Source organism: Staphylococcus lugdunensis (assembly GCF_001558775.1).
GTDB classification, from domain to species: Bacteria; Bacillota; Bacilli; order Staphylococcales; family Staphylococcaceae; genus Staphylococcus; species Staphylococcus lugdunensis.
On the sequence record NZ_CP014022.1, the window covers coordinates 2245320 to 2267756 of the forward strand.

Sequence of the window (22437 nt, forward strand, 5' to 3'; positions counted from 1 at the left end):
AAAGGAGGTTAACTCATGGGTTACAGAAAATTAGGTCGTACTTCTGACCAACGTAAAGCAATGTTACGTGATTTAGCAACGTCACTTATTGTAAGTGAACGTATCGAAACAACAGAAGCACGTGCAAAAGAAGTTCGTAGTATTGTTGAGAAATTAATCACTTTAGGAAAAAAAGGCGATTTAGCTTCTCGTCGTAATGCAGCTAAAACATTACGTAATGTTGACATCTTAAATGAAGATGAGACAACACAAACTGCACTTCAAAAACTATTTGGTGAAATCGCAGACCGTTATACAGAACGTCAAGGTGGTTACACTCGTATCCTTAAAGTAGGCCCTCGTCGTGGAGACGGTGCTGAATCAGTAATTATTGAATTAGTATAATTGTGAAATGTCACAATATATCACTGAATAAATACACTTAGAACTTATATATAAAGCAAATGAGTGCAACGATAATGTTTGCCACATACAAATATTGTCTAGCTCAGAGTACCCCATCAACTTAATAATCATTTAAAGCGTGAACTCAATAAACATGATGGGGTGCGCGCTTTTTTCATTTAGCTGTAGTTTAATTGACTATGGCTTTTTAATTTGTATCCTATTTGAAGTGGATGTTGTGTAGTAACGTGCATAGAAAATAGACAGTATATTTGATAAAATGTGGACAATATACAGATGATATGATTTCATGTAAAATATGATAGAATACATAAATTTTGATAAGGATGACTGACAATGGCTATGGAAGAAAATATAATTAAATTTAAAGATGTGTCATTTCAATATCAAAGCGATACTGCATTTACTTTAGATCATGTTTCTTTTAATATACCAAAAGGTAAATGGACGACAATTGTCGGTCATAATGGTTCAGGGAAATCAACGCTTGCAAAATTGATGGTAGGTATCGAGCAAGCAAATGAAGGACAAATTTTTTATAATAATCACCTTATCAATGCACAAAATTTACAAGATATTCGTAAACATATTGGTATCGTATTGCAAAACCCAGAAAACCAATTTGTTGGGTCAATTGTCAAATACGATGTTGCTTTTGGCTTAGAAAATCATTCAGTACCTCATGATAATATGCATCGCATAGTTAAACAGGTGCTTTCTGATGTTAATATGTTAGATTATGCAGATAGTGAGCCACAATCATTATCTGGTGGTCAAAAACAACGCGTCGCTATCGCTGGTGTACTAGCATTAGGGCCTTCAGTGATTATTTTAGATGAGGCTGATTCTATGTTAGATCCTAAAGCACGAGAAGATTTATTTGAGTTAGTGAAACGTGTCCAACAAGAAAAAAATATTACAATTATTTCTATTACACATGATTTGACTGAAGCAATGGATAGTGACTATGTGATTGTGATGAATAAAGGAACGGTTTACCAGGCTGGAATACCTGAGACCATTTTTTCGTCACAACACGGTTTATTAGATATTGGTTTAGACTTACCATTTGTAATGAAAATTGCACAACAATTAGAAGTTAGTAATCGTTATATTACTTATGAAGGGTTAGTGGACAAACTATGAGTATTACCTTTAATGATGTCACATATATTTATCAAAAGGGGACACCCTATGAAAAAGAAGCAGTGAGTCACATTCATTTGGCTTTAGAACAAGGTGTCTATTATGCACTCATAGGACAAACGGGTAGCGGTAAGTCAACACTTATTCAACATATAAATGGTCTTATCAAACCTACAACAGGAAGCCTTTCTGTTGGTGATATTACGATTCATCATAAAACCAAAGATAAACATATAAGAACTATTCGTAAAACAGTCGGTATGGTTTTCCAAATTCCAGAAACACAATTATTTGAAGATACAGTGGAACGTGAAATTATCTTTGGTCCGAAAAATTTTGGTATGGATATAGAACAAGTTAAAAGTGATGCCTTTGATTTATTAATGCAATTAGGTTTTCCAAGAAACATTATGTCTTTATCCCCCTTCCAAATGTCAGGAGGACAAATGCGTAAGATTGCCATCGTATCTATTTTAGCAATGAATCCCGATGTGATTATTTTAGATGAACCTACTGCAGGATTGGATCCTCAAAGTAGATTTCAAATTATGACACTACTTAAAAAGTTTCAACTTGAAGATAATAAGACTATCATTTTGGTGACGCATGATATGAATGATGTTGCGTGCTATGCAGATCAAACTGTAATTATGAAAGAAGGACAAATCGTTGATGTGTGTACACCGCGTGATTTGTTTGCTAAAGATAAGTATATAACAAATTGGCATATTGCCTTACCCGATATTGTTAAACTACAAAAAGATATTGAGCATAAACATCAAATAAAGTTTCCACATTTGGCACTTACAAATGAGGAATTCGTTCAAATGTATAAGGAGTGGCGGCAAAAATGAAAAATAAATTGATTATTGGTCGCTATCTACCTACACAATCATTGATACACGAATTAGATCCACGAGCTAAATTAATCTTTGTCTTTTTATTTATTATTACGATATTCTTTGCTCACTCGTTTACTACGTTTGCATGGTTGTTACTTATTATTTTAGCTATTATGATATGTGCAAAAATAAAACTTTGGTTTTTATTAAAAGGACTGACACCCATATTTGTCTTTCTGATTTTTACTTTTGTGATGCATATACTGTTTACCAAAGGTGGCTTTGTACTGATTCAAATAGGTGCGTTTACTATTGAAAGTGCGGGTGTTTTGGAAGGGATTTTTATTTCTCTAAGATTAATTCTTATTGTAATGATAGCAACAATTATGACCTTATCTACAAGTCCGATTGATTTAACAGATGCCTTTGAAAAATTGATGTTTCCGCTGAAATGGATTAAGGTACCCGTACATCAACTCAGTATGATAATGTCTATTGCTTTACGTTTTATTCCAACACTAATGGATGAATTAGATAAAATTATATTAGCACAAAAATCAAGAGGATCTGAAATAAGCTCGGGAGGGATATTTGCACGTATAAAAGCCTTTGTCCCTTTGATGGTTCCATTATTTGTTTCTGCATTTCAACGTGCAGAAGACTTGGCTATAGCTATGGAAGTGCGAGGATATGATGCAAATGTTCAACGTACTAGCTATCGTACGTTACAATGGCAGATAAAAGATACAATTGTAATTTTAGCAATGATTCCAATCGCAGGTTTAATGTTTGTATTAAAATTGATAGGAGTGTAATGCGTTGCGTATTTTAGTCAATATATGCTATCAAGGAAGCAATTTTTTAGGATTTCAAATTCAAAATCAAGGTCGTACGGTTCAGCAACAATTTGAAAAGATACTAAAACGAATGCATCGACATGATGTTCGTATACATCCATCAAGTCGTACCGATCGAGGTGTCCATGCGCTTGAACAATTTTTCCATTTTGATACCGAATTAAAGATTGCTGATAGTCAATGGCAATATGCAATGAACAGTGCTTTGCCTGATGATATTTATGTCAAAGAAGTTAAACAGGTAGATTCGGATTTTCATTGTAGATATGATTGTGTTGGCAAACGCTATCGATATAAAGTGTATCAAGCTGAACATAAGAATCCATTTGAAAGTGGATTGAAGACTTATGTACCACAACAATTAAATATTGAACGTATGAATGAAGCTGCTCAAAAATTTATTGGGACACATGATTTTACAGGATTTTGTTCGCAAAAAACAGAAGTAGAAAGTAAAGTTAGAACGTTATATCAAAGTGAAATTGAAATGACGACATATGGTTTTGATTATATTGTTACAGGATCAGGGTTTCTATATAATATGGTCCGCGTATTAATGGCTTTTCTCATTGAAGTAGGAAAGGGGAACCGTTTCCCGGAAGAAGTCACAGCATTATTGGAACAAAAAAATCGAGATAATGTTCCATTTACCGCACCAGCAGAAGGCCTTTATCTTGAAAAAATCTACTTAGCACCTGAAGATCTAATTAATGACTTTGGACAAAACATCAAAATTTATCGTAAAAAATCTTTACAAAACGACTAAATTAGATTGACAAAACACTTATAAAATTATAAGATTATTAACGGTATTGTTTTATATCCACCCCATGATAAGCCCCGGAAACTTATTGTGTTACAAGATATATAAGCAAAGCAGAAGAACAGTTAACAAAATAAATGAAACTAACGCTTTTAAATCGTAACAGTATTTAAGTATCGAAAGCAGATTGTGATTTATCTCATAGGTTCGAATGTGAAGACAGGATTACAATCTAGACACAGCATTTATTTTTAGGAGGACAATTATTATGCGTCAAACATTTATGGCAAATGAATCAAACATTGAGCGCAAATGGTATGTAATTGATGCTGAAGGCCAAACATTAGGTCGTTTATCATCAGAAGTTGCATCTATCTTACGCGGTAAAAATAAACCAACTTACACACCACACGTTGATACTGGTGATTTCGTGATCATCATTAACGCTTCAAAAATCGAATTAACTGGTAACAAAGAACAAGATAAAATTTATTACCGTCACTCAAATCATCCAGGCGGACTAAAAGCTGTTACTGCTGGAGAATTGAAACGTAATAATCCAGAACGCTTACTTGAAAATTCTATCAAAGGTATGTTACCAAGTTCACGTTTAGGCGAAAAACAAGGTAAAAAATTATTTGTATATGGTGGCGCTGAACATCCACACGCTGCACAACAACCAGAAAACTACGAGTTACGTGGTTAATTAGAAGGAGGAAATTACATTGGCACAAGTTGAATATAGAGGTACAGGCCGTCGTAAAAACTCAGTAGCACGTGTACGTTTAGTACCAGGCGAAGGTAACATTAAAGTTAACGATCGTGATGTGCGTGACTACTTACCATTCGAATCATTGATTTTAGACTTAAACCAACCATTTGATGTAACAGAAACTAAAGGTAACTACGATGTTTTAGTTAATGTACATGGTGGTGGCTTCACTGGACAAGCTCAAGCAATTCGTCACGGTATTGCACGTGCGTTATTAGAAGCAGATCCTGAATACAGAGGTTCTTTAAAACGTGCTGGATTATTAACACGTGATCCACGTATGAAAGAACGTAAAAAACCAGGTCTTAAAAAAGCACGTCGTTCTCCACAATTCTCAAAACGTTAATTGTTGGAAGAAATATACAAAACACCTCGATATTATGTCGAGGTGTTTTTTGTGGAAAAATTCAGTATATTGTGTCTTGATATTTAACCAATCTTTCTAGGATTAACTTGAGAGGTATATATAAAACATATTACACTATACTATTACGAAAAAGATTTCTGGAGGAACTACTGTTTGACGTTTTAAAACTCCATCTAACAGTCTTTTAAAGAGAGATATATGATGTGTTCGTATACCTATTACAAAAGTAGGAAAATCAAATTATATTATTACAGTCAATGTGGCCGATGTTGATTTTGGCAATATAGTCATAAGAAATAATCATATGAACCACAGTATTAATAGTTTTAACTTTTGCTAGTAAAGTGAATCAAAATTGGTTATGGAATAATAACAAGTGAAATGGTTCGCTCTTTGTTATTCGTATTTTGTTTTTCATTGTAATATTTATTAATTAAACAGTTAAGATCGGACTGGAAATTTTCAAATTCACTGTCTTCTAAATTTAGTTTTGAAATAGAAAAGGTAGCTTTATCATCCTTATTAATTGTTTTATGATAATTTTGATAAGATTGTAATACATACATAAAATAATAAGTAACAAAGTCTATTTTTTTACTGTAATTCGCTTGAGTCCACTCTGTTTCATCAATTTTATAGCCTTTAGAGTTTATTGCATAATAGTTTTCTTCACTAGAACGTAATTTTTTGGTCTTTACAATTTTTAATAATTGTTCTTCAAACATAGCATTTACATGTCTATACAGTGTTGCTTGAGGCACATCTTCTAATAATTCATTGAGTTGCATAATAGAAAGTCCTTCTGGTTTATCGATTAATGTTAATGCGATTTTAAAACGTGTTTGATTTTTAAATAAACTGAATTCCATACATAACACCTCACTTTATACATAATAATTGATTTTTAAATAAATGTACAGTAACATTATCATTATCAATAATGATAATGGAGGGTGAAAATGAATACTGATATTAACGTCTTAAAAGAAATAGACTGGGGGACTATTATGCCAATATTAATACCAATATTGGTTTTACATGTAGTACTTTTAATAATTGCCCTAATCGATTTATATAGACGAAGAAAAATTGTTAATTATCCTATTGCTTGGGCAATCGCAATTTTGTTGTTTAATACTATTGGACCTATTCTTTATTTGATTATTGGAAGGAGGCTAATAAAAATTGATCGAGATTAAGCATGTGAATAAAATGTTTAGAGGAAGAAAAATACTGAAAAATATTTCTTTTAATATTTCAGAGGGAGAGTGTATTGGATTATTAGGTCCTAATGGTGCTGGGAAAACAACATTGATTAAATGTATTACTGGAATTATTAATTATGAAAAAGGGGAAATTAAATTTAATGGAAAAAATATTTTGAATTTTAAAAATGATATTGGTTACTTATCACAGCACACAGATTTTAAGCAGTGGATGACTTGTGAAGAGTCGTTAAGATTTTTTGGTGGTTTATCAGGTTTAAATAAAACGTATATTGCTCAGAATATTAATGAAATACTAAAAGATGTAGGTCTTCAGAATAAAAATAAATATAAGGTAGAAGAATTATCAGGAGGGATGAAACAGAGATTAGGCATAGCACAGGCTATTTTACATCGTCCAAAGTTTTTGGTCTTAGATGAACCAGTATCAGCTCTTGATCCAGTTGGCAGGAATGAAATCAAAAACCTAATAAAAAAATTGAAAAAATACACAACAGTTCTTATATCCACACATATTCTTGATGATGCAAGTGAATTTTGTGATCGATATATTATTATAAAAGATGGAGAAATCATCGGAAATATAACCAATGAAGATGAGACTGTGAATTACAAAAGTATATATTTAAAAATTTCTTTAAAAGATTCTTATGATCCGGATATTCAATTAACCGACTTATATGATTTACAAAAAGTAAAAGCAGGAGAATATATTGTAACCAGTCGAAAGCCAATTGAAATATCTAAGTTAATTGAAGAACTGGACAAAATTAATATTAAAGTGAATTCAATTGCATATGAAAAGAAAGATTTAGAGAAAATATTTTTAGAGTTGGTGTCTGATATATGAGAAATATATTAATTTTAGGAAAAGTGGAATTATTAGAAGCAGTAAGGAACATTAAATTTATATGGTTAGCAATATTCTTTTCTATTCTTGGATTGACGCAACCTTTAATTGATAATTACATGGAAGTGATTATTAAAAATTTTGGAGGGGTTGATGGGATTATTATGGACCCTAATGCACCTAAGCCTCAGGCTAATGAAGTTTTGTTGGCAACGTTTACTGGCCAATTTAATCAGATGGGTTTGATTGTATTGGTCATCAGCTTTATGGGTATGATAGCTGATGAAAAGAAGAGTGGAGTTCTGGGGTTTATATTTACAAGGCCAGTATCTAGTATGCAATATATTATTTCGAAGCTTTTTGGAAACTGGATTATTAGTATGATATGTATCTTGATTGGTGCTGGTGTTTCATATTGTTATACTATTTATCTTTTTGATTATTATCCATTTATTAATTTTTTATTTTTTCTCTTATTTTATAGTTTGTGGATTCTTTTTATTGTCAGCGTAACGATATTATTAAGTACTTTTATAAAAAGCTCTATTTTTATAGGTGTGATAACTATCGTAATATCAATGGTATTTATATTATTGGGCAATATTAATAAAACATTTGCTTTATTTTTACCAAGTGGTGCACTTACATTAGCTGAAAGCCAATTTCAAAATATAAATTCTAATCTCTTATTGATAATCGCACCTGTTATTTATATTGTTGCCATAGTATATGCATCTAAAGTCATTATCAAGAAATTCTAAGGAGGTATAGAAATGTTATCCATTCAAAATTTAAGTAAAACGTATAAAGGTTCTGATAAAGGTGTTAAGAATTTATCATTAGAATTATATGAAGGTGATATATGTGCTTTTATTGGAGCAAATGGTGCTGGGAAAACGACAACGATTAAATCAATTGTTGGAATACATACATTTGATCATGGAGAAGTGAAATTGTTCAATATAAATCTAAAAGATAATCCAGAGTATTATAAATCTTTCATTGGTTATTCACCAGATACGCCTGATTTGTACAATAATATGACGGGGAAAGCATATATTGAACTAATAGCGGCGCTTTATAAAATGGAGAACATAGAACTTGAAGAGAAATTAAGTTACCTAATAAAAGAATTAAAATTTGAAAGTGCCATTTATGATTTGGTTTCTAGTTATTCTCATGGAATGAAGCAGAGGTTAGTGCTTATTTCATTATTAATGCATGATCCTAAATTAATTATTTTGGATGAACCATTTGTTGGCTTGGATCCAAATGCTATTGATTTTTTAGTGAATGAAATTAGAAGACGAGCCAGTGAAGGAGCAATCATTTTATACTCTACACACGTACTTGAAGTTGCTGAAAAATTATGTAATAAACTTGTTATTTTAGATCATGGTAAAGCTGTAGTAAATGATACAATGGAAAGTATTCTTAAAAAAGCACCATTAAATGAAATATTTAAGGATGTGACTTCTGATGAATAATCTTAAATTGTTATTTTTATTTCGATTAAAAAATCAAACGCAATTATCTAATTTGAAAAGCAATAATAAAGAAGTAAGAAAGCATTCTATTTACACTATCACAGGATATATTACAGCATTTATAATGTTTTTAGGATATATAGTTTTCATTGCAATAGATTTAAGTTTAAATAATAATATCCATGAATTTTTTGTATTATTAACATCCATTTTATTTTGGCTATTTGGTATATGGAATATACTTAGCGGATTCGATAATGTCATAGAAGGGAAGGATGGTGAATTTATTTATAGTCTGCCAATAAAAAACTGGCAAGCAAAACTGTTTTATTTATTAAGTAAATATTTGATTCATATTACTTTGACTTTTACCATTTTTATTCTAAGTGTTGTCTTCGTAATCCCTTTGTTATCTCATTTATTGTCAGTAATTCTTATGATTATTTTATTAAGTTTTATTGTTCCTCTTCTAGCTACAAATATACCTTTTATCATTTCCATATTAGTAAGAAATATACTAATATTTATCAAGTTACGTAATAATATAACAGAGTCAATTTTTACATTATTCGCATTTATAGCTCCGTTAATTTATTTTATCTTTAACTCTGAAATGGTTGGTTATAAAGAATGGTTTATAAATACATCTATTTTACGGTACCCGCTTAACAAGATGACTAGCTCTCCTTTTTTATTTAATATGTTTTTGTTAATTGTTATTACCTTTATTACAACGTTCATAGTTATTTATATGCTGATTAATTTTCATGATTCCCTTAGAAATCAAACAAATAAGCGAAAGAAAAAAAGAAATGGGAATACGGTATTTAAAATAAATTCACCAGTATTCAGTTTAATAATAAAGGAATTTAAATTATATTTTTCCTCTTTAACTTATGTTAGTAATACAATCATAACTCCAGTAGTTATTGTTATATTAAATATAAGTATTCTAATTGGAATAATACCCAGTATTGATTCAATTTCTTATGATTTACTAGGATTTACTATTAGTTCTCAGCAAATATATGTACTTATTGTCTTTACTTTTGTAATTCTTACTACTACAACTTCTTGTAGCATTTCTTTTGAAGGAAAGAGTATTTGGATTATGTTAGTGGCTCCTATTAATATTAAGAAAATAGCGATTGGAAAAATATTAGTTAATATACTTATATTTTTACCAGGTATTGTTTTAACTTCTATTGTGTTCTATACAGTATTTCATGCAGGTGTATTTTATTTAATTATAATCAGTACGTTGTTAGTATCTACCCTCACTTTGATAAGTATTATTGGGTTTTTAGTAAATTTACGGTTCCCATCCTATAACTGGAGTTCTGAAATGGAAGTTGTTAAACAAAGTAAAGGAACTATTGTAACTGCAATAATAAGTATGATAATTATTCCGATAGTTATTGCATTTGTTCTAATAAATAACTCATTGCTGATTTTATTGATAATTTTTATAGAAATGGCAGTGATTATAATTATGTTTAAAAAAATTACAGCAGATAGTTTAATTTTAAAATAATAAAGAATGTAATAAGAAATACAATGTAAATGTAGTATAAAATCCACAATAGAATATTCTTATTATTAGAAGATTAGTTGACAAAATATTTTATTCTTTATCTTTAGAGATGTAATAGACACAATAAAGAAAAAATCAATATTTTAAAAAATATTTGCTTAATATAGTTGACATATTAATTAAATAGATTAAGATAAAAGTGACTAGAAAAATTTATTTGGTCATAAATGAATAGGGGTATTAATATGGCATTCTCTAAGATTGAAAAAGAAAATATTAAGAAAAATTTATTAGAAAATTGTGAAAAGCATTGGTCAAAATACGGTTATAAAAAAACAAATATTAATGACTTGTGCCAAATTTCTGGAATATCAAAAGGTTCTTTTTATAATTTTTTTGATTCGAAGGAGGCATTATTTTATGAAGTCATCATAAGTGCACACAATAAGTTAGTGAAAATTACAGAGGACGGTTTAAAAAAATGTATGACTAAATATGATTTTGCTAATTTTTTGAAACTGTTATATCAGGAATATACAAAATTAGATTTTTTAAATGAGACATCACAACAGGATTTTATCAAATTTTTAAATAAACTAGATGTAAAAAAACAAAAAAAATTAATGGAAAATGTACACTATGATCTTCGTAATGAAATTAGGAAATCAAATTTGAAATATAAAGTTGATGAAAATTTAGGAATTTCTGCCTTAGGATATATCTTTACTCCTTTATCAAAAGAAGAGTTAGATATATATAATGAAAATGGAACAATCGAGTTTTTAATTGACATAACCGTTGATAGGATTTTTGAATAAGTTTTAGTTAAAGGAGGTCAATCAGATGGAATTAATTAAATCATCCTATATGACACAAGCTTCTATGGAAGAAGAACAACTTTATTTGATATGGAATAAATCATCTGTGACTAGATCGTTATATACGGAAACATGGTGTTTTAAATTACTAATTGAATGTGACAAAAATAAACTTGTGAAAGCACTTTGTCAAATTTTTAAAGAAAATGATATTCTAAAATCAAATTTCATATTTAAAAATAATCGTGTATATAAATACGTAAATCATACAAATCCTGTTGTGATAACTGAAAAAGTGAAAGAGACAAATTTATATCAGTTTATAAATAAATACAAAACGGAAGAGTTTGATTTAAATAATGACGTCCTATGTCAGTTTTATATTTTAATAGATAATGAAATGAATAGCACTTATCTTATTATAAACCACCACCACATTGTATCAGATGCTCAAACAAAAAATTTAATACTTCGAAGGTTAAAAGAGATACTAGATCCAAGTAGGGTTACTGAAAAAATTCATCATGAATTATCTACTAATTATCAAGAACACTTAAAGCCATTAAAAAAGCTCAAACAAGATAAATACATACAAAAAGCACTTGATATACCTCGTCGTATTAAGCCTCATAGAATTTCACAAACTAAATTTACTGGCTATACTAAGAATTTAAAACTAAATAATGAAAAGTTCCAAGAATTAGTAACATATTGTAACATAAATAAAATTTCAAAATACACTTTTTTTCTAACTACTTTTTATTACACTTTACTTCATATTACCGGTGAGGATTATTTCAGATTAGGTATACCTTTCTCTACTCGAAATAATAGTGAGGATTTTAAAAAAATGGGATATTTTGTGAATATATTGCCTTTATATATTCAGGATAGTATTTATGATAAAGGCTATACCTGGTTAGATAGGTTTAAACTTGTTCAAAAAGAAATATTTAAAACATTTGAATATAAGAATGCACGTTATCGGGATTTAACTACATTCTTTGATTCGCCATTAAACAGAATGCAAGATGTAGTTTTTAGCTACCAAGAAACAGATAAGAATGTTTCGGACATTTTTTATGAGATTAATACAAATCAAACAGGAGCAAAGTTTGAATTGACTGGCAACGTTAAAGTTTTAGGAAATGAAGCGTTTTTGGAAATCGAGTTCTCTGATGAAATATTTAATGAAGAAGAATCGAAATTTTTGATTGATACTTATAAAAGTATAATTGATAAAGCTTTAAAAGGTAATGATTTTGAAAATAGAGGAAGTAATGATAGCTTAATTCAAGGTAAAAAAGTTAGTCTAGAAAAAAATAATAATCTTTATAAAGAATTTAGAAATATAGCATTTAACGAAAAATATAAGCACAAAATAGCAATTATGTCAAAACAATATCAAATTACTTATTTCGAATTAAATACATTGGTCGATAAACTAGTAAATGCAATGTTAAATTATAAAATTTCTCAGGATGACAGGATAGCTATTTTTTTAGATAGAGGAATTAAGAATATTGCATTAATGATAGCTTTAGCTAAAATGAATATTCCTTTTTTACATTTAAATAATAACTATCCTGAAGAAAGAATTAAATATATCTTAGATGATTTTAATGCAAAATATGTTATTACAGATAATGCAAATCATTTAAAAATAAGTGAGAAACAAAAAGTTTTAGATAGAAATTTATTCATTTATGATAATTTGAATTACAATAAAAACTCTTGTTTTAGGGAAGATGAAAACTGTCTGGAGGTATTTTATACATCTGGTACAACTGGTTTTCCTAAAGGTGTTAAAATAACTCATAAAAATGTTTTCAATTTTACCCGGAATTTTGAAGCATATGGTTTAAATGATAAGGATGTCTTTACTCACTGCAGTTCTTTATCATTTGATGCTTCTACATTTGAAATATGGATGTCTTTACTTAATGGATGTAGTTTATTAGTGGTTCCCGATCCAATAATTGATATTGAAAATTGGAATTTTGAGGAATTACAATTAAAACCTACTATTTCTTTTTTAACAACATCGTTGTTTTATTCTATGATTGATAATGAGTCAATACAATTGTTCAAAGATCATAGGAAAATTTTTATTGGTGGAGAAAAAGCTTTAGCAAAACATATTAAAAAAGCAATTAAAAACTTAGAGAATGTTAGTATTGTTAATGGTTATGGTCCAACTGAAAATACTACTTTTACGACTACAATGGAATTTAATAATTCATTCTTTTCTAACGTTCCTATTGGAAAACCTGGAGTCAATGTGAAAATCGGCGTTGTAAATAAAAGAAATATGCTTCTACCACATAATTGCGAAGGCGAAATAGTAATTGGTGGTGAAAATCTTAGTTCAGGATACTTAAATGAAAATATTACAAAAGAAAAATTTGTGACGATTGATGAAGTGACTGACAAGTTATATAAAAGTGGTGATATTGGTTATATTTCAAGTGATTCAACGCTTAATTATATTAGCAGAATAGATAGCCAAATTAAACTGAGAGGATACAGAATAGAGTTATCTGAGATTGAAGAAAATCTACTTAAGCATGATTTAGTGTCAAATTGTGTTACTGAAGTTATCAATAATTTATTAGTATTAGTTTATGAAGGTCAACTAAAGACTAATAAGGCTAAAGAGTTTTTAACTAATGTATTGCCAAATTATATGGTGCCAAATCAAATTATTCATACCGATAAGATTCCATTAACGTTAAATGGCAAATTAGATAAATCAATTATAGAAAAGTTTTATATAGAAAACAGTGATGATATTCCGGCCACTAAAGAAGAAAAAATGATTATGGAAGTAATAAAAGATGCCACGCATAGTCAAAGTGTTAGTACGGAAACTAATTTATATGAAATTGGTATAGACTCCATTAAATCGATGCAAATTTGTTCTAAATTAAGAAATAAAGGTTATAACATTACTATGAGCGAATTTATGGACTGCCAAAATATTAAAAGTTTAGGAGAATTTTTTAAAAAAGAAAATAATAAAGAGGTACGCCAAAATAATCAGATTTGGAATTCAAATGAACTTAGTCCAATTCAGAAATGGTTTTTTGAAACACAGAAAGAAGACATATCTCATTGGAATCAAAGTGCTTTAATTGAATTAAAAAACATAAAAGAAGAAAAGGATATTATTAATTGCTTAAAACAACTTATCGAATTACACCCTATATTGAAATCACGATTTATTTTAGATAACGGTGTCTATAGGCAAGTCATAGATAAAAGAAAATATGAGATAAATTCAGAGAAAGTACAGAGTTTAAGTGAATTTAATAACTTATTAAATATTGGGCAATCATCACTAAATATTCACAAAGGTATATACAATTTTAAAATAATATATTATCAAAATCAAGTATATATTCACTTTATTATACATCATTTAGTGATTGACGGGGTATCATGGAGAATTATTTTAAATGATTTCTCTGAATTATTAGAAGGTAATAATAAGTATAATTATGAATCGAGTAACTTTGATAGTTGGGTAAAATATATAAAAAATTATGAAGATGGGCTATCAGAAAATTATTTTTCGGAATGGAAGAATCAGATTAATAATAACAAAAAGTGTAAATATAAAGATTTAAAAGATTATGACATAGCATTGAGTAAAGAGGAAACTGAAGTTATAATTCGATTCGCGAATCAGAAGAACCATGGAAACATGGAGGCTGTTCTTATTGCAGTTATTGCACATACTCTAAGTAAAAATAATATCATACCCCAAAAATCTATTTTACTATTAGAAGGCCATGGTAGACCAAAAGAAAAGAATGAGTTTATTAATACAATGGGCTGGTTCACAAATATATATCCAATGAAGATAGAACTAAATGATGATATTAAAATATCAGCTCAAAAGATCTTTTTTAATCAAATAAAAATCCCTAATAAAGGAATCGGCTATCAAAGATATTTTGATTTGAATTTTTGTCATGATTGGAGTTTTAACTTTTTGGGTGATATGACATTTAATGACTATCCTGAGTTTAAGATAGTAGATATTTTTTCAGAAAATGACTTTTCTCCAAACAGTCAGGCTTTATCAAATCTGCATGTAGATGTTATTTTAAATAATCAAGAATTAAGTATTAAATTTAAATATAATAAAAAACTATATAATAGTTCGGATTTTAAAAAAGTGGAAATGGAATTTCAAGATTCACTATATTTGTTGAAAGATGCTCAAAATGGTCAAATATATCCAATTAATCGAACTCAAGAAGCAATGATAATGGATTATTATCAAAATCCCAAAAGTGGAAATTACATTATTCAATGGGAATCTGAAACCAAAAACTTGGAAGTAGAAAAAATCTTAAGTGCAATTAGAGAATTGCTTCGAAAAGTAGAACCTTTAAGGGTGTCTTTTTCTGAGATAGATGGAGAATGGTATCAGAAGGTTAATGAACTTGATGATTTTGGATTAAATCAGCTTATAAAAATTTTTGACTTTAGTAACAATAGCAACTCAAATAATCTTATAAATAATCTGCTTATAAGTCAAAGACACATACCGTTTGATATTCAGAGAGGACCATTAATAAGGTTTCTTATTGTTAAACTTGAAAATGGTTATAAAATAATTATGGAAAATCATCATTTAATTATTGATGGTTGGAGTATGTCAACAATCTTTAATTATTTCAATAAATTATATGATAATGATAAAAAACTCATAGATATTAACATTCTTCAGGATAGATTAATTAGTAATACTAAGCCAAAAAATCTAGATGAGTTTAAAGATATTTTTGAAAAATATGAACCTATTAACTTACCTAAGATTTCTAATGAAGGTTTAGAGGAAGAAACAATCTATATAGAAAAAAGTGATAAACATTATAGTTTTTTAGAAAGTAACAGTTTAACACCAAATAATTATTTTCTATTACTCTGGTCTCTGACATTGAAATATTTATTTGGTAAGAACGATATCTTGTTTGGAGTGACAACATCTGGTAGAAGTAAATTTCATAGTAATGAGATAGATGGAGTTGGTATGTTTGTAACCACTCTACCATTCAGAATTGATTTTAGAGATTGCCAAACAATAAAAGAAGATTTAATTCCAATAATTAAAGATAAAATGAATTCTATTTTAGAAAATGATTTTATTACATGGAAAGATATAATAATGGAATCAAATATAGATAATGAAATTCAGATTGGTTATGTATTTGAAAACTATCCCAAAGTACAAACAAATGGAATTTTTTCATTTGATACTTCAAAAGGACATGAACAGGTTAATTTTTTGTTGGCATTATCTGTGATTGATATGAAACATAATTATAAAATAGATATAAAATTAGATGAGAAGTTTGTTAATAAAGACATGTTGCATAGCTGTAAAATATTGCTTAAACAAATTAATCTGTTTTTAGAAAATCAGATTAATGAAGTGAGTGAAATTTCAAATAAATTACTTAGCAATACTTCACTTTATCCGCAAGTAAGGGTTATTACGGAAATTAATGAGACTGTTTCGAGTGTATTAATACAACAGTTTTTAAAATATAATAATAAATTGTTGATAAAAAGCAAAGAAAAAGAATACACCTATAATGATGTATACAATATTGTTCGAAATATTATTAATCGTACTGAACTATCAGATAGTGATGTAGTTGCGGTGATGACAAAAGATAGAACAAAAATGACTTTATATGCAATTGCATGTTTCATATCCGGAGCAACTTATATACCTATAACAGAGGAAATTAATAAAAATAGAATTGAAATGATGATTAATAATGCCGGAGTAAATTGTTTGTTTAATGGCGATGGTTCCTTTAGTCGATTGGAAGGTACTTCAACAACTTCACTTGATGATATAGCTTATATCATTTATACATCAGGATCGTCTGGGGTACCAAAAGGAGTAAAAGTTTCAAAGTATAATCTTACTAACCTCTTAAAAGCATTGGCTAGGGAACATATAGCTAACGAGTCAGATATTTGGTATCAAAATATAGTGATGAATTTTGATCCATCCATATTCGATCTTCTAATGCCTATTATTAGTGGATGTTCTATGTATATTCCTGAGAAAAGATTATACGCTACTGAAATTGAATATTTGCTCGAAAAAGAGAAAATTACAATTTTTTCGATGACTCCTTCGCTTGCTAAAAATTTAGAACTGAAAAATAATAGCAGTTTGAGGGTAATGATTATAGGTGGAGAAAAATTAACTAAAAATGATATTGAAAATTTACCAAAAAAAATAGAAATAATTAATATGTATGGTCCAACGGAGTCAACTATTATTTCGAATATGTTTCGAATAAACAGCGAAAATATAAATGATTATCTCCATTATCCAATAGGCAAACCTATAAGTAGTTTGAATGGCTTTACAATATCACCCGATAAACAAATACTGCCGTTTGGAGTTGTAGGAGAATATGTGTTAAAAGGTTCTACAGTTACTCAAGGGTATACAGATAAACATTTAAATAGTAATTTTCTGATTGAAAATAACAGGAAAAATCATTTTAATACAAAAGACCTTGTTTATATTCAATCAAATTATCTAACCCATTATATTAATCGGTTAGATAATCAAATTAAACTTAGGGGTTATAGAATTGAGCTAGGAGATATAGAATCAGCGTTAAATAAGATAATGCCTAGTAACTCCTATAAATTGATTTTTAGTAATAATAAGGATTTAATTTTAGCTTATACTGCGAACTACAATGAGGAAGAAATACACGTATTTTTGAAGAGAAATTTACCTAGTTATGCCGTTCCTAATTTCATCAAATATATCGAAGATTTTCCGATAACAATTAATGGGAAAATAGATTTCAAAGAAATTGAAAGTATAGTAAAAAGAGAGTTGAATTTTAATATCGATATCAATCAATATAATGACGATATTTTAGAATTTTTAACACTATGCTCTGATACATTGGAAATAGGGAAAATCGATTTAAATGATAATTTCTTCAGTGTTGGAGGTGATTCAATTAAAGGTATGAAGATGATTAGAGCATTAAATAGGGAATATGGAGTTGAAATGAAAATAAAGGAATTGTTTAAAGCCAGTAACTTTAGCGAAATTTATTTACTATTAAGGAGGGATAAAAGTGGTAAATAAACTTTATGAATTGAGTCCACAGCAGAAAGGTATTTGGTCAAGAATCCAACAATATAGAGAAAATAATGAATACCTAATTCCTTTAGTCATTCAACTTGATGAAGGTATAAAAAAAGAAGATGTTGAATCAGCACTTAATGAAATTATTAAAAGTAATTCTGCTTTAAGGGTAGAAATAATGATGGGGAAATTCCCGAAACAATTGATTCATGAAAAAGTAAATATTGAATTAAGAAATATAAATTTAATAGATAATGAAAATGATTTTGAATATCAAATAAAAAAATATATCGAAGAACCAATGTCTCTATACCAAAAATTATGCGATTTTAAATTATTTCAACATAAGAAAAAAAACTTTCTAGTTTGTAAATTCCATCACATTATTTTCGATGGTCATTCAGGAAAAATATTTAAAGAAGAATTAGAAAGGCAACTGTCTTTTAAAAAAAATATATGTATAAAAAATAACACTTTTTATGAGAGCTATTTAAATAAAGCATGTGATCAAATTGTTTTGGAGGAAGATAAAAAATATTGGAACAAGATTTTTAATAGTGAGATTGATGATTATTTCATGATTAATAATAAAGAAGGAAACGAAAGGATTGAATATGAGAATGAACTAAGTGTAAGTTTAAATAATTTAAAAGAGCATTCACATCAACTAAAACAAAGTTTATTTTCAACACTCTTAGGTTTATTTCGTCTCTATGCATCTAAACATTTTAATAAAGAAACATTGTCTATCGCAATACCTGTCTCTTCTAGACGTTCGGAACAAGATTATAAAACTATAGGGTACATTACGCAGGTATTTCCCCATGTAATGAAGGTGGAGAAACAGAAAAATTATGAAGATTTACAAGAATATTCTAATCAATTGCTTTACGAACTTTTAGAGCATTCTGATCTTTCAATTATTGAATTATCTAATTTAAGCAAAAGTGCTTCCAAGAATATTGAGGACTATTATAAATGTATATTTGATATTGTCGAAGAAGAATCCTATTTAGATAATAAAGTAAGAATGTGGAATTTACAATCAGAGTACCCATGGATAGTTAAAGTTATCATTAGAGATCAGCAAGTGTTTTTGAATTCCAATTTTAAAAAAGAACTTTTCCCATTTTGGAAGATTAGGGATTTTCATGAAGGATTTAACTTCTTTATTAACAATATTATTAGTGAATCTGGAAGTTATTTGAAAAAAAATGTTGGTATGCCAATAAAAGAATTAAATAAAATTTTAAATATAAGTAACTTTGCAGCTTCTAAAAAAGACATTAATTATAATAAATCGAAATTAGACGTAAAAACCTTAATGTATAATACGGCGATAATAAGTGGAAGCGAAAAAATTTCTTATAAACAATTAGAAGAAGATTCAATCAAATTTTCTGGATTTATTAGGAATAGGAATTTGAAAGTGGGGGCAAAATGCCTCGTTTATATGAATGATACTCTTGAAGCTGTTAGAATTTTCTATTGCTTACAGAAAAACAATTGTTGTTTTATACCGGTTTCTAATGACACACCTTTAAATAGAGTTAAGCTTATAATTGAAGAATCAAACCCGCTCCTTATTTTTTCAGACATTTTAGATGGAAGTGAAACAGATAAAATATTAGTGAGTAAATTAAATAAATGTCATTGTTTGAGCCCAAACACAATAATTAGAGGTACTGATGAGAACTATTCACCTGGTACATCATATATTATATTTACTTCTGGATCAACTGATAAGCCGAAAGGTGTAATGATTACTTATAAGAATTTGTCTGGATTAATTACTCAATACAAAAGTTTATTTGATATTCAAAAAGGAGATAGAGTTGCTCAAATAGCCAGTTTGAACTTTGATGCTAGTATATTTGAAATGACATTAGCCTTTTCAACATTTTCTGTATTGATTATCTTTAACAATAATGGAGGTTATGAGAACTTCAATCAGTTTATTATAGATAATAGTATTACCCATTTTTTAATGACACCTGATTATTATGCTCTACTAGACTTTAGTAAATGTAATTCATTAAAAAATATAATTGTTGGTGGAGATGAATTTAAGTTTAATGATACTGTACCTGAAAATGTTAAGATATTTAATGCCTATGGACCAACTGAATCAACAGTTATGTGTTTAATAAAGTTAATGACAAAAAAAGTAAAAACCTCAAACTTAGGTAAACCAATATTAAACTCAGGAGTTATTTTATTAAACAATAATGGAGAGATAATAAATCGTCATGTTGTCGGTGAAATTTGTATTACTGGACAATCAGTATTTCTTGGTTATTTAGACAAAAATAAAAATTATAAGCTAGAAAAAATAACATTGAATAATGAGGACTATACAATATACCGTACTGGAGATTTAGCTTATTATGATGAAAATTATGATATACACTTCTTTAGCAGGAGTTCCAATTTTGTGAAGATAAGAGGTTATAGAATAAATCCTAATGAAGTAACTTCTGCAATAATAAATCTTCGTGAAGTTAATAATGCAGTTACACTGGTATTAAATGGACAACTCATAGCTTATTATATTGGAGATGTAGATGCGATTGAAATAAGAAAAAAAATAAAAAACATTCTTCCAAATTATATGGTTCCAACAACTATTCATAAGCTAGATGCATTTCCTATGACAATTAATGGGAAAATAGATAGTAAAAAGTTGAAAGAAATAAACACTGAAAAATGTAGTCTAAATAGTTATGAAACAACCGATAGTAGGGATACAGGATTTATGAATATTGTTATGAAAGTGTTTCAAAATAAAAAACTAAGTAAAAATGATAACTTTTATGATGTTGGTGGGGATTCTATTTTGAGTATTAAACTTGCCAGTGAATTACAGGATAATGGATTTAATATTTCTTCAGTAGAAATAATGAAGTCAAATGATTTTAATGAATTATTTCAAAAAAATATACAACATAATTCAAAATTTAATCAAGATCCTGTTTTTGGAAAAATCAATTTATTCCCAATGCAGAAATGGTTTTTTTCTCAAGAATTTCATAATATTCATCATTGGAATCAATCAAATGAATTTGAAATATTTGGTCAATTCGATGAATTAGATTTTCAAACAATTTATTATGCAATTAGGGAGAAACACGATGCAATTAGGAGTTATTTTCAAAGAATTAATATGGAATATTGCTGGTTGGTTAAAGAAAATAATTTAGAGGATTCAAAAAAAGAAATTCAATATGTTGATAGCAGTCATTTTAATATTAATAACATAAATGAATTAAAAAGAAACCTTCACAAAACAATAAATATTTTTGATGGACCATTATCTGCAATAAAGATTATCAAAATAAATGAAACGCATTTTAAGGTGCTGTGGGTTATGCATCATTTAATATGTGATAACATTAGCTGGTTAATTTTAAAAAGGGATTTCATACGTGCAATTAATTGCTTGAACAATAATAAGAAAATAACTTTATATCCCAAATCTTCGAGTATAGAAGATTGGGGAAAATATATAATAAAACAGCCTCGGTTTTCAAATGATATAAATTCAAATAAAAATTCATCAAAACACAAATATGAAACTAAAAAAATAAATATTGTAGAAGATGATTATAAAAAAGTTAAAAAATATTATCAAAAACATAATTTGTCTGAAGAAAATTTCCTATTATTACTTTTTGCAAAGGTACTGAGTGAACAAATGGGAAGAGAAAAGATTTTGATTAATAAAGAATTAAGTGGCAGAAATTATTTGCCAGAAAAATATTCTCTTGATCAAACTGTCGGTTGGTTTACAAAAACTTGTCCTGTTGAAGTAGATTGTACTGTACCTTATAAAAGCTTTGTATCTACAAATATCTTTAACATTGAAAAGCAAACAAGTTTTTTTAATGAATATTTTTTTTCACAACCTGTTAGTGGACCGGAAATATCATTTAACTTTTTAGGCGAATTATCAAAAGAGTTAGATGTAAATGCCATGCAATCATTCAATGATATAGGTGAGTATGATTTTCCGGACAAAATAGCTTTTAATGTATTAAAGAGAGAAAATGAATATTCAGTGTTTATTATTTATCAAAGTGACATGTTTCAATATTTTGAAAAAATAAGTGAGAATTTATCAAGCTTGATAAATCTTTTAACTAAAATGGAGAGACAGAATGTATTCGGTATCTCTGAAGATTCTTTGAAAGTTTTAAGCGATTTATTTTAAAAGAATGGGG

At 28.3% G+C, this 22437-nt stretch carries 16 protein-coding genes; 15 read left to right on the plus strand and 1 reads right to left on the minus strand.

The genetic code is table 11. The features are described from left to right. The first annotated feature begins 15 nt into the window (after positions 1-15). From rplQ to rpsI, 7 genes are all read left to right on the plus strand, one after another. Positions 16-384 (plus strand): 50S ribosomal protein L17, encoded by a 369-nt coding sequence (gene rplQ, locus AL499_RS10525; protein WP_002460046.1) that lies wholly within the window; start codon positions 16-18, stop codon positions 382-384. Between the two features lie 357 nt (positions 385-741). Beyond that, positions 742-1551, plus strand: coding sequence for an energy-coupling factor transporter ATPase (locus AL499_RS10530; protein ID WP_002492265.1), 810 nt, complete (start codon positions 742-744; stop codon positions 1549-1551). Continuing rightward, the gene (locus AL499_RS10535; RefSeq protein ID WP_002492276.1) at positions 1548-2405 is read left to right on the plus strand and encodes an energy-coupling factor transporter ATPase; all 858 of its coding nucleotides are present in this window, start codon (positions 1548-1550) and stop codon (positions 2403-2405) included. The genes AL499_RS10530 and AL499_RS10535 overlap by 4 nt, the downstream gene beginning before the upstream one ends. Next, on the plus strand, positions 2402-3208 hold the full coding sequence (locus tag AL499_RS10540) for an energy-coupling factor transporter transmembrane component T family protein (protein ID WP_002492266.1): 807 nt from the start codon (positions 2402-2404) through the stop codon (positions 3206-3208). Before AL499_RS10535 ends, AL499_RS10540 begins: the two co-directional genes overlap by 4 nt. 4 nt (positions 3209-3212) lie before the next feature. Continuing rightward, positions 3213-4016 carry a tRNA pseudouridine(38-40) synthase TruA gene (truA, locus tag AL499_RS10545; protein WP_002492214.1) on the plus strand — a complete coding sequence of 268 codons (804 nt, stop codon included), beginning with the start codon at positions 3213-3215 and terminating at the stop codon, positions 4014-4016. A 265-nt stretch (positions 4017-4281) separates the two neighbouring features. Next, positions 4282-4719 (plus strand): 50S ribosomal protein L13, encoded by a 438-nt coding sequence (rplM, locus tag AL499_RS10550; RefSeq protein WP_002460041.1) that lies wholly within the window; start codon positions 4282-4284, stop codon positions 4717-4719. 19 nt (positions 4720-4738) lie between these two features. Continuing rightward, on the plus strand, positions 4739-5131 hold the full coding sequence (rpsI, locus tag AL499_RS10555; RefSeq protein WP_002460040.1) for a 30S ribosomal protein S9: 393 nt from the start codon (positions 4739-4741) through the stop codon (positions 5129-5131). 380 nt (positions 5132-5511) lie between these two features. Here the strand turns inward: rpsI and AL499_RS10560 are convergent, their stop codons facing one another. Continuing rightward, complete coding sequence (locus tag AL499_RS10560; RefSeq protein ID WP_002460039.1) at positions 5512-6021, minus strand: transcriptional regulator; 510 nt, start codon at positions 6019-6021, stop codon at positions 5512-5514. Between the two features lie 90 nt (positions 6022-6111). Here AL499_RS10560 and AL499_RS10565 point away from each other — a divergent pair, with 90 nt between their 5' ends. The 8 genes from AL499_RS10565 to AL499_RS10600 all read left to right on the plus strand — a co-directional run bounded on the left by AL499_RS10565 (position 6112) and on the right by AL499_RS10600 (position 22427). Beyond that, the gene (locus AL499_RS10565; protein WP_002460038.1) at positions 6112-6351 is read left to right on the plus strand and encodes a PLD nuclease N-terminal domain-containing protein; all 240 of its coding nucleotides are present in this window, start codon (positions 6112-6114) and stop codon (positions 6349-6351) included. Then, on the plus strand, positions 6338-7228 hold the full coding sequence (locus tag AL499_RS10570) for an ABC transporter ATP-binding protein (RefSeq protein WP_002460037.1): 891 nt from the start codon (positions 6338-6340) through the stop codon (positions 7226-7228). Before AL499_RS10565 ends, AL499_RS10570 begins: the two co-directional genes overlap by 14 nt. Beyond that, on the plus strand, positions 7225-7989 hold the full coding sequence (locus tag AL499_RS10575; protein ID WP_002492235.1) for an ABC transporter permease: 765 nt from the start codon (positions 7225-7227) through the stop codon (positions 7987-7989). Before AL499_RS10570 ends, AL499_RS10575 begins: the two co-directional genes overlap by 4 nt. A 12-nt stretch (positions 7990-8001) precedes the next feature. After that, positions 8002-8715, plus strand: a complete 714-nt coding sequence (locus tag AL499_RS10580) for an ABC transporter ATP-binding protein (RefSeq protein WP_002460034.1) — start codon at positions 8002-8004, stop codon at positions 8713-8715. Next, positions 8708-10249, plus strand: a complete 1542-nt coding sequence (locus AL499_RS10585; protein ID WP_002460033.1) for a hypothetical protein — start codon at positions 8708-8710, stop codon at positions 10247-10249. Before AL499_RS10580 ends, AL499_RS10585 begins: the two co-directional genes overlap by 8 nt. Positions 10250-10476: 227 nt before the next feature. Further along, positions 10477-11067, plus strand: coding sequence for a lugdunin biosynthesis transcriptional regulator LugR (lugR, locus tag AL499_RS10590; RefSeq protein ID WP_002460032.1), 591 nt, complete (start codon positions 10477-10479; stop codon positions 11065-11067). A 25-nt stretch (positions 11068-11092) separates the two neighbouring features. Then, entirely contained in the window at positions 11093-18217 is a 7125-nt protein-coding gene (gene lugA, locus AL499_RS10595) for a lugdunin non-ribosomal peptide synthetase LugA (protein ID WP_002492248.1), read from the plus strand. Continuing rightward, positions 18207-22427 carry a condensation domain-containing protein gene (locus tag AL499_RS10600; RefSeq protein WP_081094477.1) on the plus strand — a complete coding sequence of 1407 codons (4221 nt, stop codon included), beginning with the start codon at positions 18207-18209 and terminating at the stop codon, positions 22425-22427. Before lugA ends, AL499_RS10600 begins: the two co-directional genes overlap by 11 nt. The last annotated feature ends 10 nt before the right edge of the window (positions 22428-22437 follow it).